This is a genomic window from Kitasatospora sp. NPDC054795 (assembly GCF_053611565.1).
In genome coordinates this window covers 85,090-99,611 of record NZ_JBSHAP010000006.1, presented here as the reverse complement: position 1 = coordinate 99,611, position 14,522 = coordinate 85,090, and the positions used below count along the sequence as shown (strand labels likewise).

The following is a 14,522-nucleotide window of genomic DNA, read 5'->3' as shown; positions in this document are numbered from 1 at the left end:
ACTCGTCACCCGTCGGCCGCCGCTCGCCGGACCCCGACTGCTGCTACCGGGTCGGCTTGGTGAGCAGCAGCTCCGTGTTGTGGTCCCCGTCCGTGCCCAGCAGCGCCGTCGGCCGGCCGTTCGGGTCGTTGTACGACAGCTCGCGGTAGAGCGCCGCGAGGTTGGCGTCCGAGGTGCCGCCGAAGTCCGTCCCGTACGGCGCGGAGGACTCGATCAGCGTGGTGAACAGCGAGAGCGTGCCGTCCCCGTTGTCCGCGACCTCGATGATCCGCCCGTGCTGCGGGTAGTCGATGTGCGAGGCGGTGTTGATCTCCCAGAACGCCCGCTCCGGCACCGCGTGGCCGTGCGGCGTGATCTTGTTCATGTGGGTGTGCCCGTTCACCCACGCGACCACGTTCGGGTAGCGCTGGAGCAGTGCCACCAGCTCGTTGCCGTCGTGCCGCCCCTCGAAGATGTTGCGCGGGTCCGGCAGCAGGTTGCCCATCGTGCCGCTGGTGTGGTGGCTGAAGACGAGGATCAGCTCGTCCGTGCTCCCACCGGTCACCTTGCGTCCGTCGGCGTCGTACCAGTGTCCGCTGTGCGCCTTCAACTGCTGCTCCAGCCAGCGCAGTTGCGCGGTGCCCAGCGAACCGTCGGCGAACCCGGCCTGGTTGGTGGTGTCCAGGCTGATGCCGACCACCTTCTCCGAGATGCGGAAGGTGTAGTAGAGCTTGCCGCTGTTGGCCATGTCCGAGGTGAAGCCGTGCCCGTAGGGGCCGGCGCCGGTGACCGCCGGGTTCAGGTGGGCCTTGGCGAACTCCTTGAGCGTGAACGGCCGGCGGCGCTCGTCCGGGGTGACCTTGCGCACCAGGTCGCCGCTGGCGATCAGCTTCGCCAGCAGCAGCACGGCGCCCGCCGGGTCGCGGCGCAGCGAGTCCGTCAGCTGGGCTGCCGTGGCGTCGTCGCAGCCCTCCAGCTTGTACTGGCCGGTGTACAGGTCGTTCAGCAGTCCGAGGTCCGGCAGCGAGCCCTCGATGCTGTCGTCGTGGTTGCCGACCGTGGTGTACCAGGGCGTGCGCAGGCCCGGCGCGTCGAAGGGGCGGCCGGCGGCGGAAAGGAAGCCGGGTATCTGCGGGAAGCCCTTCGCCTTGTAGCCGTCGCTGTAGGAGAGTTCGGGGTTCCAGTAGGCCGCGTTGCCGGAGTTCTGCACCCCTTCGTAGCGGCTCGGGTCACCGGTGTTCTGGGCCAGCCGGCCGCCGCCCATGACCTTGAGGTACCAGTCGAGTTCGGCGAGCTCGTGGTTGTCGGTGTTGTCGCCGGTGGCCATCACCATGCTGAACGGCATCCCGGTGTAGGGGCCGCCGGCGAGCGAGTTGACCCGCTCGACGAGGGCCGAGACACCGCGGGCGTTCAGGGCCTCCTGCGGCCGGTAGGCGCTGCCGTTGAGCTTGGCCAGGTACTCGAAGCGCACCGGGGACTCGGTGTCCACCAGGTGCAGGTCGCTGAACTGGACGAAGCTGGCGAGGCCGGTCCGGCGGTCGTCCCGTCCGGTGGTCGCCGACGCCAGGTCGCCGCGCACCATCAGCGGCCAGCCCGGTCCGGCCGTCAGCCGCTTGTAGCCACCGGTGCCGACCGGGGTGGCCACCTGCTCCAGCGTGGTCCCGGTGATCCTGACCGCCCGCTCGGCCGTCGTCGCCAGCGCCCGGTCGCGCGCCGCGGCCGAGGCGAACTGCGCGCCGCCCAGCGACAAGGCCGACCAGGCGGCGGCCACCGACGTACCGGTGAGGAACGTACGCCGACTCATCCCTGCCACAAAAACCCCCACATGCTGATGGCCCGGCGGGGCGCTTCGACCCCGGCCGGGCCCACGTCTGTCATGAACCCGCTTCTGGCGGACCGCCAGATTACTCACTGGTAGGCACGGTGGGCGAGGCCCGTGCAGAGAACTCTTCGGGAACGCGGGGCAGCGGCCCCGTGCAGCTCGTGCTCGGGATTCCTCCGCACCGCGCGGGGCGCGGGTGCCGCCACCCCGGTCGGGTCCCACCCGGCCTGGTGGGGGAAAATCGGCGGCGGCGGCCGGTGTGGCCGCCGGAGCGGAGCAGGACGGCGCGGGCGCCGTCGGAAACGGGGCGCAGGTGGCCGCAGCGGGAGCCGAGGCGGGAGCCGGGGCAGGGGGCCGGGCCGGCCAGCTGAAGAGCAGCGGCCTGCGGCCCGGCTGGACGACGGGGGCCTGCGCCACCGCGGCCACCAAGGCCGCGTACACCGCGCTGCTCACCGGCGAGTTCCCGGACCCGGTGGTCATCACCCTGCCCAAGGGTCAGCAGCCCGCCTTCGCCCTCGCCGCCGAGGAACTGACCGCCGCCGATGCGCCGGCGACCGTCGGAGAGCCGGCCACCGCCGAGGAGTCGGCCGCCGCCGCGAACCCCACCGCCGGAACGCCGACTGGTACGACCGGTGTGCCCGGTGCGCCCGGCCCCGACCGGCGCATCGCCGCCATGGCCGGGGTGGTCAAGGACGCGGGCGACGACCCCGACGTCACCCACGGCGCGCTGATCCGCTCGACCGTACGGCCCGGCGCGCCCGGCACCGGGGTGGTGTTCCGGGCCGGTCCCGGGGTGGGGACGGTCACCAAGGCCGGGCTGCCGCTGCCGGTCGGCGAGCCCGCCATCAACCCGGTGCCCCGGCAGATGATCCGGGACGCGGTCGCCGAGGTGGCCGCCGCCCGCGGCGGCAGCGGGGACGTGGTGGTGGAGATCTCGGTCGACCACGGCGAGGAGATCGCTCGTTCCACCTGGAACCCCCGGCTCGGCATCCTCGGGGGTCTGTCCATCCTCGGCACGACCGGGGTGGTCGTCCCCTACTCGTGCTCGGCCTGGATCGACTCGATCCGCCGCGGGGTGGACGTGGCCCGGGCAGCGGGGCGCACCCACGTGGCCGGCTGCACCGGGTCGACCTCGGAGAAGGTCGCGGTGGCGGAGCACGGGCTGCCCGAGGACGCGCTGCTGGACATGGGCGATTTCGCCGGCGCCGTGCTCAAGTACCTCAAGCGCCACCCGGTGCCCCGGCTGACCATCGCGGGTGGCTTCGCCAAGCTGTCCAAGCTCGCGGCCGGCCACCTCGACCTCCACTCGGCGCGCTCCCAGGTGGACAAGGGGTACTTGGCCGAACTGGCCCGTCGGGGCGGGGCCGACGTGGCGCTGGCCGGGGCGGTCGCGGGCGCCAACACCGCACTGGAAGCGGTGCAGTTGTGCCGGGCGGCCGGGGTGCCGCTCGGGGATCTGGTCGCCGAGGCGGCCCGGGCGACGGCGCTCGGCGTGCTGCTGGGCTCGCCGGTCGCGGTGGACGTCATCTGCATCGACCGGGCGGGCACCGTCGTCGGCCGGGCGGAGCCGCTCGGGCCGTGACCCTTGCCCGCCCGTCGCACGGCCTGCCGGTGAGGACGTCGGGCCGTGACCTCGTGGGGCCGTGACACTGTCACGAGTGTCACGATGGCGTGACAACCTCACCTGGTGATGTGAAGAACTGACGTCCATACGGGGCGAGAAGCGGACAAATGGAGTGCCACGCCGGACCCCTGTTCTGTTGCCATCTCAACCATGAGATATCGTCTGGCGAGTGACAGGCGACTACCTCACCCGTATCGGCACCCTCATCCGTACCGCGCGCCAGCACCGCGGCTGGTCCCAGGCGCAGCTCGGAGAGGCCCTCGGAACCAGCCAGAGCGCGGTCAACCGCATCGAACAGGGCAAGCAGAACGTCAGCCTTGAGATGATCGCCCGCATCGGCGAAGCCCTCGACAGCGAGATCGTCTCCCTCGGCTACTCCGGCCCGATGCACCTGCGCGTCGCCGGCGGCACCCGGCTCTCCGGTGCGATCGACGTCCGCAGCAGCAAGAACGCCTGCGTGGCGATCCTCTGCGCCTCGCTGCTGACCACCGGCCGCACCACGATCCGCAGCGTCGCGCGGATCGAGGAGGTCTACCGCATCCTCGAGGTGCTCACCAGCATCGGCGTCAAGAGCCGCTGGATCAACGAGGGCCGCGACCTCGAACTCACCCCGCCCGCCGAGCTGGACCTCGCGGCGATGGACGTCGAGGCGGCCCGCCGCACCCGCAGCGTGTTGATGTTCCTCGGCCCGCTGATGCACCGCGCCCAGCACTTCGCCATCCCGTACGCGGGCGGCTGCGACCTCGGCACCCGCACCGTGCAGCCGCACCTGACCGCGCTGCGCCGCTTCGGCCTGGAGGTCGCCACCACCGGCGGCGCCTACCACGCCTCGGTCGAGCCGGGCGCCCCGATGGACCGCCCGATCGTGCTGACCGAGCGCGGGGACACGGTCACCGAGAACGCCCTGCTGGCCGCCGCCCGGCACGACGGCGTCAGCGTCATCCGCAACGCCTCGCCCAACTACATGGTCCAGGACCTCTGCTTCTTCCTGGAGAGGCTGGGCGTGAGGATCGAGGGCATCGGCACCACCACCCTCACCGTGCACGGCGTCCCGCAGATCACCTGCGACGTCGACTACACCCCGGCCGAGGACCCGGTGGAGGCGATGAGCCTGCTGGCCGCCGCCGTCGTCACCTCCTCCGAGCTGACCGTCCGCCGGGTGCCGATCGAGTTCCTGGAGATCGAGCTCGCCGTGCTGGAGGGCATGGGTCTCGACTACGACCGCACCCCCGAGTACCGGGCCCACAACGGTCACACCCGGCTGGTCGACCTCACCGTGCGCCCGTCCAAGCTGACCGCGCCGATCGACACCATCCACCCGATGCCGTTCCCCGGCATCAACATCGACAACGTGCCGTTCTTCGCCGCCATCGCCGCGGCCGCGCACGGCACCACGATGATCCACGACTGGGTGTACGACAACCGCGCGATCTACCTGACCGAGCTGACCCGCCTCGGCGCCGACGTCAAGCTTCTGGACCCGCACCGGGTGCTGGTCCAGGGGCCCACCCGGTGGCGCGCCGCCGAGATGATGTGCCCGCCGGCCCTGCGCCCCGCCGTGGTCATCCTGCTCGCCATGCTCGCCGCCAAGGGCACCTCGGTGCTGCGCAACGTCTATGTCATCAACCGCGGCTACGAGGACCTCGCCGAGCGCCTCAACTCCATCGGCGCCCAGATCGAGACCTTCCGCGACATCTGAGAACCTGACGGAACGTCATGCCGCTGACCGGCCTCACCCGTTGAGGCCGGTCAGCAGCACGGCGACCTCCAACCCGGTGTCCAGGTAGTCCACGAACACCGGGTTGTTCAGTGCCCAGGGCGAGCGCCGTTCCCGGACCAGCCGGACCGCCTCGCCGCACTCATGGCCGAGGCCGATCAGCGCCTGCGCCACCACCAGGCCCGAGCGGTTGTACCCCGAGTGGCAGCGCACCAGCGTCCGCCGGCCCCGGCGGACGGCCGCCTCGGTGAGCTCGGCCGCCTCCTGGACGGCGAGCAGCTGACCGGGGGAGAGCGGGGCGTCGGGCACCTCCCGGACGACGTGCTCCACCCCCGGTGCCGGACCGTGCCCGGAACGGGTGAACAGGCTGACCACCAGGTCGAACTCGGCCCGTACGATCGCGAGTTCCAGCTCGCCGCCGGGCCGGGTGAAGTAGTGCCCGCCCATCCAGAGCCCGGGGACGATCTCGTTCCAGGGCCCGGACGGCCCGGGGGTGTCGCGTTCCTTCTGGCGGGTCCGCACGCTCTGTTCGCTCCCTCGTCGTCGGGCTGCGTCCGGCGCTGCGTCCGGTGCCGGTCCTGGCGTTGCCCGGTTCCGTCCTGTGCTGTGCCGCCCGGTGGCGTTCGGTGCTACTCGCCGGTGGTGCCGTCGAGGTGCTCGCGGAGCAGATCGGCGTGGCCGTTGTGGCGGGCGTACTCCTCGATCATGTGGGTGAGGATCCAGCGGAGCGAGAAGACCTCGTCGCCGTAGTGGCCCAGGACGTCCAACGACTCGGCGGCGGAAACGAGTTCCCGGGCGTGGTCGCACTCCCGGCGCCAGATCGCGAAGGCCTCGTCGGGGTCGGCGGTGTCGGCGTCGAACTCGGCGAAGGACCCGTCCGGGTGCTTCCAGAAGCCCGGAAGGCCCTCGTCGGCGAGGACGTTGCGGAACCAGCTGCGCTCCACCTCGGCGAGGTGGCGGACCAGCCCGAGCAGGGAGAGCCCGGACGGTTCCAGCACGCGGGCGCGGAGCTGCTCCGCGGTGAGGCCCGCGCACTTCATCGCGAGGGTGTCGCGCTGGTAGTCCAGGAAGCCCGCCAGGGTGGCGCGTTCGTCGGCGGTGCGGGGAGTCCGAGTACGCTGATCATCGGTCATCGGGCCATCCTTCCCGACGTCCACCGGGGCCGCCCCGCAATTTCCGCGGGGCGACCGGGCGAGCGGGCACCAACACGACGGCGAGCGGGCGCCAGCACGACGGTGAGCAGTCGCAGCGCCGCTCCGGCTGGCGCCCGGGCCGGCTAGCCCAGGTGCTCCAGCCAGCGCAGCGCGCCGGGGACGTCCGGTGCGACCGGGACGCCTTCCGTGACCGGCGGGCGTTCCACGATGATGACGGGCAGGCCGAGTCCGCGCGCGGCGGTCAGCTTGGGGGCGGTCGCGGCGCCGCCGCTGTCCTTGGTGACCAGGACGTCGATGTCGTGTCCGCGCAGCAGTGCCTCTTCGCCGTGGATCGTGAACGGCCCCCGGTCCAGCAGGACTTCGAACGAGGGCGGTACCGGGGGCTCGGGCGGGTCCACCGAGCGGGCGAGGAAGTGGACCCCGTCCAGGTGGGCGAAGGCGCCGACGCCCTGTCGTCCGACGGTGAGGAAGACCCGTTCCCCGCGCCGGGGCAGCAGGTCGGCCGCCGCGGCGAGGGAGGGGGCGGGGAGCCAGTGGTCGCCGTCGACGCGGGTGAAGCCGGGGCGGCGCAGCACCAGCAGCGGCACCGCGGTGGCGGCGGCCGCGAGGGCGGCGTTCCGGGAGATGCCGGCGGCGAACGGGTGGGTGGCGTCCACCACCGCGTCCACCTGCTCGGTGCGCAGCCAGTCGGCCAGACCCTCCGGTCCGCCGAAGCCGCCGATCCGCACCTCCCCGGCGGGCAGCCGCGGCTGGGCGACCCGGCCGGCCAGCGAACTGGTGACCCGGTGCGCGGTCGGGGCGAGCTCGGCGGCCAGCGCCCGCCCTTCGGTGGTGCCGCCGAGGATCAGGACGTGCCGCATCACGCCCCGCAGGGCTCGTGCGGGCGCTCGCGGTCCGCCGAGTAGAGGTGGCTGTCGCGGAACTGCTCGGCGGCCAGCGTGCGGCCGACGAGGATGACGGCGGTGCGGACCACGCCCGCCGCCTTGACCTGCTCGGCGATGTCGCCGACGGTGCCGCGCAGCACCAGCTCGTCGGGGCGGCTGGCCATCGCGACCACGGCGGCCGGGCAGTCCGCGCCGTAGTGGGGGAGCAGCTGCTCGACCACGTCGTCCACGTAGCCGGCGGCCAGGTGCAGCACCAGCAGGGCGCCGCTGCGGCCGAGGGTGGCGAGGTCCTCGCCCTCGGGCATCGGGGTGGCGCGCTTGGCGATCCGGGTGAGGATGACGGTCTGGCCGACGGTCGGGACGGTCAGCTCCCGCTTGAGCGCGGCCGCGGCGGCGGCGAAGGCGGGCACGCCGGGGACCACCTCGTACGGCACGCCGGCCGCGTCCAGGCGGCGCATCTGCTCGGCGACGGCGGAGAAGACGGACGGGTCGCCGGAGTGCAGCCGGGCGACGTCCTGGCCGGCCCGGTGGGCGGCGACCAGCTCGGCGGTGATCTGGTCCAGGTTGAGCTGGGCGGTGTCGATCAGGCGGGCGCCGGGCGGGCACTCGTCCAGCAGCTCGCGCGGGACGAGGCTGCCCGCGTACAGGCAGACCTCGGCGCGGGCCAGGATGCGCTGGCCGCGCAGGGTGATCAGATCGGCGGCGCCCGGGCCGGCTCCGATGAAGTGGACGGTCACGAGGCGTTCTCCTGAGGGGTTTCGGGCTTGACGGCGGACCACTGGGTGACCGGCATGGCCTGGCGCCACCCGGTGAAGCCGCCCACCGGGACGGCGTGGGCGACGGCGAGTTTGACGAGCTCCCCGCCGTGGCGCCGGTACCACTCGGTGAGCAGCGCCTCGGACTCCAGCGTCACGGTGTTGGCGACGATCCGGCCGCCCGGGCGCAGCGCGGCCCAGCAGGCGTCCAGCAGGCCGGGCGCGGTGAGGCCGCCGCCGATGAACACGGCGTCGGGGGTGGGGAGTCCGGCGAGAGCGGCGGGGGCGGGGCCGGTCACCACGCGGAGCCGGGGCACCCCGAGTGCGGCGGCGTTGCGGACGATCCGCTCGGCCCGCGCCGGGTCGCGCTCGATGCTGACGGCCCGGCAGTCGCGGTGGGCGCGCAGCCACTCGACGGCGATCGAGCCGGAGCCGCCGCCGACGTCCCAGAGCAGCCCGCCGGGGGAGGGGGCCAGCGTGGCGAGGGTCGCGGCGCGGACGTGGCGCTTGGTGAGCTGGCCGTCGCTCTCGTACGCGGCGTCGGGCAGGCCGGGGACGAGGGAGGCGCGGGGGCCGTCGCCGAGGTCGACGGCGATGACGTTCAGCGGGTCGCCGGGCGGGTGCGGCCAGCCGTCGGCGGGGCCGTCGAGGTGGCGTTCGGCGGGGGCGCCGAGCTGTTCGAGTACCCGCAGGCGGGCGCCGCCGAAGCCGCGGGCGGTGAGCAGCTCGGCGACGGCGGCCGGGGTGGCGGCGTCGGCGCTGAGCACCAGCAGGCGGCTGCCGGGGTGGAGGGCGAGGGAGAGGGCGTCCAGAGGTCGGCCGACCAGGCTGACCACCTCGGTGGCCTCCAGCGGCCAGCCGAGCCGGGCGCAGGCGTAGGAGACGGAGGAGGGGTGCGGCAGGACGCGCAGGCGCTCGGCGCCGACGGTCTCGGCGAGGGTGCGGCCGATGCCGTAGAACATCGGATCGCCGCTGGCCAGGACGACGATGCGGCGGCCGGCGTGGGCGGCGAGCAGTCCGGGGACGGCGGGGCGCAGCGGGGATGGCCAGGGGACGCGCTCGGCGGTGACGTCGTCGTGGGGGAGCAGGTCCAGCTGGCGGGGGCCGCCGAAGACGGTCTCGGCCTCCCGCAGCGCGGCCCGGGAGCCGGCGGCGAGGCCGGGCCAGCCGTCGGCCCCGATCCCGACGACGGTGATCGGGGGTGGCAGCTCGGGCACCGGGTGGCTCCTCGTCGTTCGATGGGCCGATGAGCAGGAAATCTCATTGGCCGGGGCAGCCTACCTGGCGGTTGTCATCCGCCACCCGTCATCCCACTCCTCCCCCGGCCGCTCCCCAGTCCCCCGATTCGATCAGCGCCGGCCGCTCCCGCAGCCGTGTCTCGGCCCTCGGCCCGGCGAGGTAGACCCAGGCCTCCCGCAGCTCGCCCGCCGCCGTCCGCACCGCCATCCGCCGCCGCACGTACAGCCCGGTCCCGTCCGCCCGACAATCCTCCAGCCGGTCCAGGGCGGCCAGGGCTCCGGCGTACGCGCCCGGGCGTACGGTGACGAGCTCGCCCAGGATCCGGCGCCCGGGCGCCGGATCCGGCACCGCGTACGGGAAGCCGGGGCCCTCGTGCAGCGCGGCACCCTCCAGGACCGCCGGCCGGATCTCGGCGCAGCGTCCGGCCAGGTGGGCGGCGTGATTGCGGCCGCCGCTGCGCAGGGTGCCGTACACGAAGAACGGCAGGGACTCCTCGGATGCGGGCACGGGTTCGACCTCCTCGTCGGGGATCGCCCACCGTACGTCCCGCGGTCCGGGTTCCGATACGGACTGGCGCACCGGGCCGTCCATGCGCTGTCATGTCGGATGTTCGGCCAGCACCGTCCAAGGGGGACACCCATGACATCGCCCGCTTCACCCTCCCAACCGGCCGCGGATCCCGGCCCGACCCCCGGCGTGGCTCCCGACGTTCCCGCCCCCGTCGACGCCGCCGTCAGGGCCAAGGCGGCCCCCACCCGTGCCCCCCGCCTCGGCGGCGCGGTCTGGCTGGCCCTCCTCGTGGTCTACGTCGTCTGGGGGTCGACGTACCTCGCGATCCGGATCGCCGTGGAGACGATGCCCTCCTTCCTCTCCGCCGCCGCCCGCTTCCTCGTCGCCGGCCTGCTGCTGACCGGCTACCTCCTGGTGCGGCAGGGCCCGGCCGGTCTGAAGGTGACCAAGCGGCAGCTGGCCTCCTCCGCCCTGGTCGGCCTGCTGCTGCTGACCGGCGGCAACGGACTGGTGGTCCTGGGCGAGACCTCCGTCCCCTCCGGGCTGGCCGCCCTGCTGGTGGCCGCGGTCCCGCTGTGGATGGTGGTGCTCACGGCGGTCGGCGGCGAGCGCCCGAGGCCCGCCGAGCTGGCCGGGGTGCTGCTCGGACTGGTCGGCCTCGGAGTCCTGTCGGCGCCCGCGATCGGCGGGTCGATCGAGCCGGCCGGTGTGATCATGATCATCGCTGCCACCCTGCTCTGGGCGACCGGCTCCTTCGCGACCAAGAAGATCCCGATGCCCGACAACGTGCTGGCCGCGAGCGCCTACCAGATGCTGGTCGGCGGAGTCGGCGACCTGGTGATCGGACTGGGCCGTGGTGAGCAGCACGGGCTGGACCTCGGAACGATCTCCGGGCGGTCCTGGCTGGCCCTCGCCTACCTGGTGATGTTCGGCTCGCTGCTCGCCTTCACCGCGTACGCCTGGCTGCTGCGGTCGGCCCCGCTGACCCTGGTCGCCACCTACGCCTATGTGAACCCGGTGGTCGCGGTGCTGCTGGGCTGGCTGATCCTCGCCGAACCGCTGACCGGCCCGACCCTCGCGGGCGGCGCGATCGTGGTGGCGGGCGTCTGCCTGGTGGTGAGCGTCAGCCGGCGTTCGGGCGGCTCGTCGCGCGCCGGGAGTCCGGCCCGTCCGGCGAAGGAGCCGACCGCTCGGAGCTGAGCCCGGCCCGCCACCACCGCCCCGGACGACGCCCATGACGGCCACGACACCCACGGCGGCCACAGCAGTCATGACGGCCACGGCGTCCACGACGTCAACGGCGGCCCGCCCCCGCGCTTCCGGCTCACGGGGGAGGGTCGTCCGCCGTACGGCTCAGAAGGCGTACGGCGGCTTGCCCGTCCACCAGTTGCCGGGCGCGTCCGGGTCGCGGCTGGTCCAGAACTCGATGATCGCGGTGGTGAACTCGGCGGCGGAGAGCACGCCGTCGCCGTCGGTGTCGAGGTGGCGGAAGGCCTCGTCGGCGTCGTCGCGGGAGAGGCCGGCGAAGTGGCCGCGCTGGAAGACGAAGAACTCACCGGCGTCCACCGTCCCGCTGCGGTCGGCGTCGGCGACGGCGAGGAAGGCCTCGGCGAGCGCGCCGAGGATCTCGCGCGCGGCCTCGGGGTCGTCGGCGAGCGAGCCGGTCGAGGTGACGAACTGCTGACGGGTGATCGCCTCGGTGCCGGCGGGCAGCCGGGCGAGGTGCAGGTCGTGCCAGGTCGTCAGGTAGGCGCGGACTATCACGGCCTCGGCCTCGGAGCCCTCCTGATGGCCGAGCGAGCGGGCCACCGAGAGGCCCATCAGGACGTGGTCCCGCTCGGTGAGCAGGCCGTCGCCGTCGGCGTCGAGGTGATCGAAGCCGTGGTTGATCTTTGCGATGAGCAGGTCGTCCGACAAATGTGCCTCCTCGGTTGGTGATTCCTTGCTCGGGTCTCCTACGTCACATCGCCTGCACGCTAGCGTCTTGAGCCGGACCGGCGCAGCCGAACGAACGGCGAACGACCTGCCCGTTCACTCCCACGCCACTCGCCGAGCCACTCGCCGAGCCACTCGCCCGGCGGACGGCCCGGCGGCCCGGACCGTCTCAGTGCACCGCCGCCAGCAGTTCCCTCGTGTACACGGTGTGCGGCGCCTCGAAGAGCTGGTCCCGGTCGGTGGACTCGACCAGCCGCCCCCGGTGCATCACCGCCACCCGGTCGCAGAAGTGCCGCACCACCGCGAGGTCGTGGGAGACGAACAGGAAGGCCACGCCGAGCCGTTCGCGCAGCTCCATCAGCAGGTTGAGCACCTGGGCCTGCACCGACACGTCGAGCGCGGAGACCGGCTCGTCGGCGATGATCAGCCGCGGCTGCGGGGCCAGCGCCCGGGCGATGCCGATCCGCTGGCGCTGCCCGCCGGAGAACTCGTGCGGGTAGCGGTCCAGGTGCCCGGCCTCCAGCCCGACCTGCTCCAGCAGTTCGACGGAGCGCTCCCGCCGTTCGGCCGGGCCCAGCGAGGTGTGCAGGCGCAGCGGGGTGTCCAGGGTCCGGCCGATCGTCCGGCGCGGGTTGAGCGAGGCGTACGGGTCCTGGAAGACCAGCTGGATCTCGCGGCTGAGCCGCTTCCGGAGTTCCCGGTCCGGCCGGGTGACGTCCTGGCCGTCGTACAGCACCCTTCCGCCGGTGGGTCGTTGCAGTCCGGCCAGGACCCGTGAGGTGGTGGACTTCCCGGAGCCGGACTCGCCGACCAGCCCGAGTGTCTCGCCCGGGGCGATCCGCAGGCCGACGCCCTCGACCGCCCGGACCGGTTCGGCCCGCAGGCCGGGGAGGCGCCGGCGCCCCGGGAAGTGCACGGACAGGTCCTCCACCTCGACCAGCCAGCGCTCGGGACGCCCGACGGTCCGCGGCCGGAACGTCCGCGAGGGTGTCGGCTCGTCGACCGTCGGCAGGGCGGTGCCCGGTACCGAGTCCAGCCGGAGCGCCGCGCCCACCAGGGCCCGGGTGTACGGCTCGCGCGGCGCGGCCAGCAGCTCGGCGGTCGGCGCGGACTCGATCCCGGCCCCGCCGCGCATGACCAGCGTCCGGTCCGTCGTCCCGGCGACCACGCCCAGGTCGTGGCTGACCAGCAGCACCGCCGTCCCGTGCTCGCGCTGCAACTCGCCGAGCAGGTCGAGGACCTGCCGCTGGACGCGGGCGTCCAGGGCGGTGGTCGGCTCGTCCGCGATGATCAGCCGGGGGTCGTTCATCAGTGCCATCGCGATCATCACCCGCTGGCGCATGCCGCCGGAGAACTGGTGCGGGTAGTCGCGGCTCCGGGCCGCCGGGATGCCGACCCGGTCGAGCATCTCGGCTGCCCGCCGGCCCGCCTCGGCGCGGCCCGTGCCCGGGTGGTGCAGCCGGTACATCTCGGCGAGCTGGGCGCCCACGCCGTGGAAGGGGCTGAGCGAGGTGAGCGCGTCCTGGAAGACCAGCGCGGCCCGTCCGCCCCGCACCCCGCGCAGCGCGGACTCCTCGGCGCCGACGACCTCCTGTCCGCCCAGCCGGATCGAGCCGGTGACGGTGGTCGTGCGCGGGTCGTGCAGGCCGAGGACGGCGAGCCCGACGGTCGATTTGCCGGAGCCCGACTCGCCGACCAGGCCCAGGACTTCACCCGGAGCGAGGTCGAAGGAGAGGTTCCGGACGGCGGTCACGGGTGCGCCGCCGCGCGGGTCGGCGAAGGCGACGGTCAGGTCGCGGACGCTCAGCACCGGCTCGTCGCTCCCCGCCGCGGTGCCCTTCGCCCCCTCGCGCCGCACGCCGTCCCCGGGAACAGTGGATTTCATCGAAGGACTCCCCATCAGCTCAGCCGCACACGCGGATCGAGCCAGGCGACCGCGAGGTCGGCCAGCGCGACGAACAGCACCATGAAGCAGGCGGCCAGCAGCACCGCGCCGACCACGGCGGGCAGGTCCTGCCCGGCAACGGCCTCCGCGGCGAACCGTCCGACCCCGTTCAGCCCGAACACCGTCTCGGTGATCACGGCTCCGCCGAGCAGTACCCCGGCCTCCAGCCCGATCAGCTGCACCAGCGGCCCGGCGGCGCCGCGCGAGGTGTACTTCAGGTGGGCGCGCAGCCGTCCCAGACCCTTGCCGCGGGCCGTGCGGACGTACTCCTCGTTCATCGTCTCCAGCAGCTGCGAGCGCGAAAGCCGGGCGAAAACGGCCGAGTTGACGAAGCCGAGGACGAACCAGGGGAGCAGCATCCCGCCCGCCCAGGCGGCCGGGTCCTCGGCCGGCGGGGTGTAGGAGGGCAGCGGCAGCAGCCCGGTGGAGTACACCAGCAGCCACTGCGCGACGTACCCGAGGAAGTAGATCTGCACGCTCGCGCCGACCAGGGTGAAGCCGGAGAGCAGCCGGTCGGTCCGCCGCCCGTGCCGCAGCGCGGAGACGAACCCGGTGCCGAGGCCGAACACCAGCAGGACGGCGAGCGCCCCGGCGGTCAGCGAGAGGGTGACGGGCAGATGGTCGGCCAGTGCCTCGGTGACGGGCTGGTGCAGCCGGTAGGAGTAGCCGAGGCAGGGGGCGTCGCAGTGGATGGTCGAGCCGTCCACGTCGCCGATGTCCCGCCCGGCGACCACGCCGACCAGGTAGTCGGTGTACTGGGTGAGCAGCGGCTGGTCCAGGCCCATGCCCTGGCGCACCGCCGAGACCTGCCCGCTGTCGCAGCGCGGGCCGCAGGCGGCGCGGGCCGGGTCGGCGGGCGCGGCGTAGAAGAGGGCGAAGGCGGCGGCGGAGACCGCGACCAGGACCGCGAGGGCCTGGGCGGTCCGCCGCAGGACGAAGGAGAGCATGGCCGATCCGG

At 73.6% G+C, this 14,522-nt stretch carries 13 protein-coding genes; 3 read left to right on the top strand and 10 right to left on the bottom strand.

All coding sequences use genetic code 11. The features are described from left to right. Positions 1-43 precede the first annotated feature (43 nt). Positions 44-1,783, bottom strand: coding sequence for a TIGR03767 family metallophosphoesterase (locus ACWGJO_RS03900; protein WP_452181998.1), 1,740 nt, complete (start codon positions 1,781-1,783; stop codon positions 44-46). A gap of 331 nt (positions 1,784-2,114) precedes the next feature. Here ACWGJO_RS03900 and ACWGJO_RS03895 point away from each other — a divergent pair, with 331 nt between their 5' ends. Both ACWGJO_RS03895 and ACWGJO_RS03890 read left to right on the top strand, forming a co-directional pair. Next, positions 2,115-3,383, top strand: a complete 1,269-nt coding sequence (locus tag ACWGJO_RS03895; protein WP_452181997.1) for a cobalt-precorrin-5B (C(1))-methyltransferase — start codon at positions 2,115-2,117, stop codon at positions 3,381-3,383. Between the two features lie 211 nt (positions 3,384-3,594). Next, on the top strand, positions 3,595-5,124 hold the full coding sequence (locus ACWGJO_RS03890) for a UDP-N-acetylglucosamine 1-carboxyvinyltransferase (RefSeq protein ID WP_452181996.1): 1,530 nt from the start codon (positions 3,595-3,597) through the stop codon (positions 5,122-5,124). Positions 5,125-5,157: 33 nt separating this feature from the next. Here ACWGJO_RS03890 and ACWGJO_RS03885 read toward each other — a convergent pair whose 3' ends face one another. The 6 genes from ACWGJO_RS03885 to ACWGJO_RS03860 form a co-directional block, all read right to left on the bottom strand. Then, positions 5,158-5,664 (bottom strand): protein-tyrosine phosphatase family protein, encoded by a 507-nt coding sequence (locus ACWGJO_RS03885; protein WP_452181995.1) that lies wholly within the window; start codon positions 5,662-5,664, stop codon positions 5,158-5,160. Positions 5,665-5,771: 107 nt separating this feature from the next. Beyond that, a complete protein-coding gene (locus tag ACWGJO_RS03880; protein WP_452181994.1) occupies positions 5,772-6,275 on the bottom strand; it encodes a DinB family protein in 504 nt (167 codons plus the stop codon). A 143-nt stretch (positions 6,276-6,418) separates the two neighbouring features. Beyond that, a complete protein-coding gene (locus tag ACWGJO_RS03875; protein ID WP_452182026.1) occupies positions 6,419-7,156 on the bottom strand; it encodes a cobalt-precorrin-6A reductase in 738 nt (245 codons plus the stop codon). Continuing rightward, positions 7,156-7,917, bottom strand: coding sequence for a precorrin-4 C(11)-methyltransferase (gene cobM / locus ACWGJO_RS03870; protein ID WP_359901657.1), 762 nt, complete (start codon positions 7,915-7,917; stop codon positions 7,156-7,158). The genes ACWGJO_RS03875 and cobM overlap by 1 nt, the downstream gene beginning before the upstream one ends. Further along, a complete protein-coding gene (cbiE, locus tag ACWGJO_RS03865) occupies positions 7,914-9,152 on the bottom strand; it encodes a precorrin-6y C5,15-methyltransferase (decarboxylating) subunit CbiE (protein WP_452181993.1) in 1,239 nt (412 codons plus the stop codon). Before cbiE ends, cobM begins: the two co-directional genes overlap by 4 nt. 88 nt (positions 9,153-9,240) lie before the next feature. Continuing rightward, positions 9,241-9,681: a gamma-glutamylcyclotransferase family protein gene (locus tag ACWGJO_RS03860; protein ID WP_452181992.1), complete on the bottom strand. Its 441-nt coding sequence runs from the start codon at positions 9,679-9,681 to the stop codon at positions 9,241-9,243. 189 nt (positions 9,682-9,870) lie between these two features. Here ACWGJO_RS03860 and ACWGJO_RS03855 point away from each other — a divergent pair, with 189 nt between their 5' ends. Continuing rightward, the gene (locus ACWGJO_RS03855) at positions 9,871-10,884 is read left to right on the top strand and encodes an EamA family transporter (protein ID WP_452181991.1); all 1,014 of its coding nucleotides are present in this window, start codon (positions 9,871-9,873) and stop codon (positions 10,882-10,884) included. Positions 10,885-11,037: 153 nt separating this feature from the next. Here the strand turns inward: ACWGJO_RS03855 and ACWGJO_RS03850 are convergent, their stop codons facing one another. The 3 genes from ACWGJO_RS03850 to ACWGJO_RS03840 all read right to left on the bottom strand — a co-directional run bounded on the left by ACWGJO_RS03850 (position 11,038) and on the right by ACWGJO_RS03840 (position 14,511). Further along, complete coding sequence (locus ACWGJO_RS03850; RefSeq protein WP_359901645.1) at positions 11,038-11,601, bottom strand: EF-hand domain-containing protein; 564 nt, start codon at positions 11,599-11,601, stop codon at positions 11,038-11,040. 187 nt (positions 11,602-11,788) lie between these two features. Further along, a complete protein-coding gene (locus ACWGJO_RS03845; protein ID WP_452181990.1) occupies positions 11,789-13,504 on the bottom strand; it encodes a dipeptide ABC transporter ATP-binding protein in 1,716 nt (571 codons plus the stop codon). A gap of 14 nt (positions 13,505-13,518) precedes the next feature. Next, entirely contained in the window at positions 13,519-14,511 is a 993-nt protein-coding gene (locus tag ACWGJO_RS03840) for an ABC transporter permease (protein ID WP_452181989.1), read from the bottom strand. Positions 14,512-14,522 lie beyond the last annotated feature (11 nt).

Excerpts from the sequence above, each read along its gene's own strand:
- ACWGJO_RS03900 (WP_452181998.1), bottom strand. The coding sequence starts at position 1,783 with ATGAGTCGGCGTACGTTCCTCACCGGTACGTCGGTGGCCGCCGCCTGG.
- ACWGJO_RS03880 (WP_452181994.1), bottom strand. The coding sequence starts at position 6,275 with ATGACCGATGATCAGCGTACTCGGACTCCCCGCACCGCCGACGAACGC.
- ACWGJO_RS03875 (WP_452182026.1), bottom strand. The coding sequence starts at position 7,156 with ATGCGGCACGTCCTGATCCTCGGCGGCACCACCGAAGGGCGGGCGCTG.
- ACWGJO_RS03845 (WP_452181990.1), bottom strand. The coding sequence starts at position 13,504 with ATGAAATCCACTGTTCCCGGGGACGGCGTGCGGCGCGAGGGGGCGAAG.
- ACWGJO_RS03840 (WP_452181989.1), bottom strand. The coding sequence starts at position 14,511 with ATGCTCTCCTTCGTCCTGCGGCGGACCGCCCAGGCCCTCGCGGTCCTG.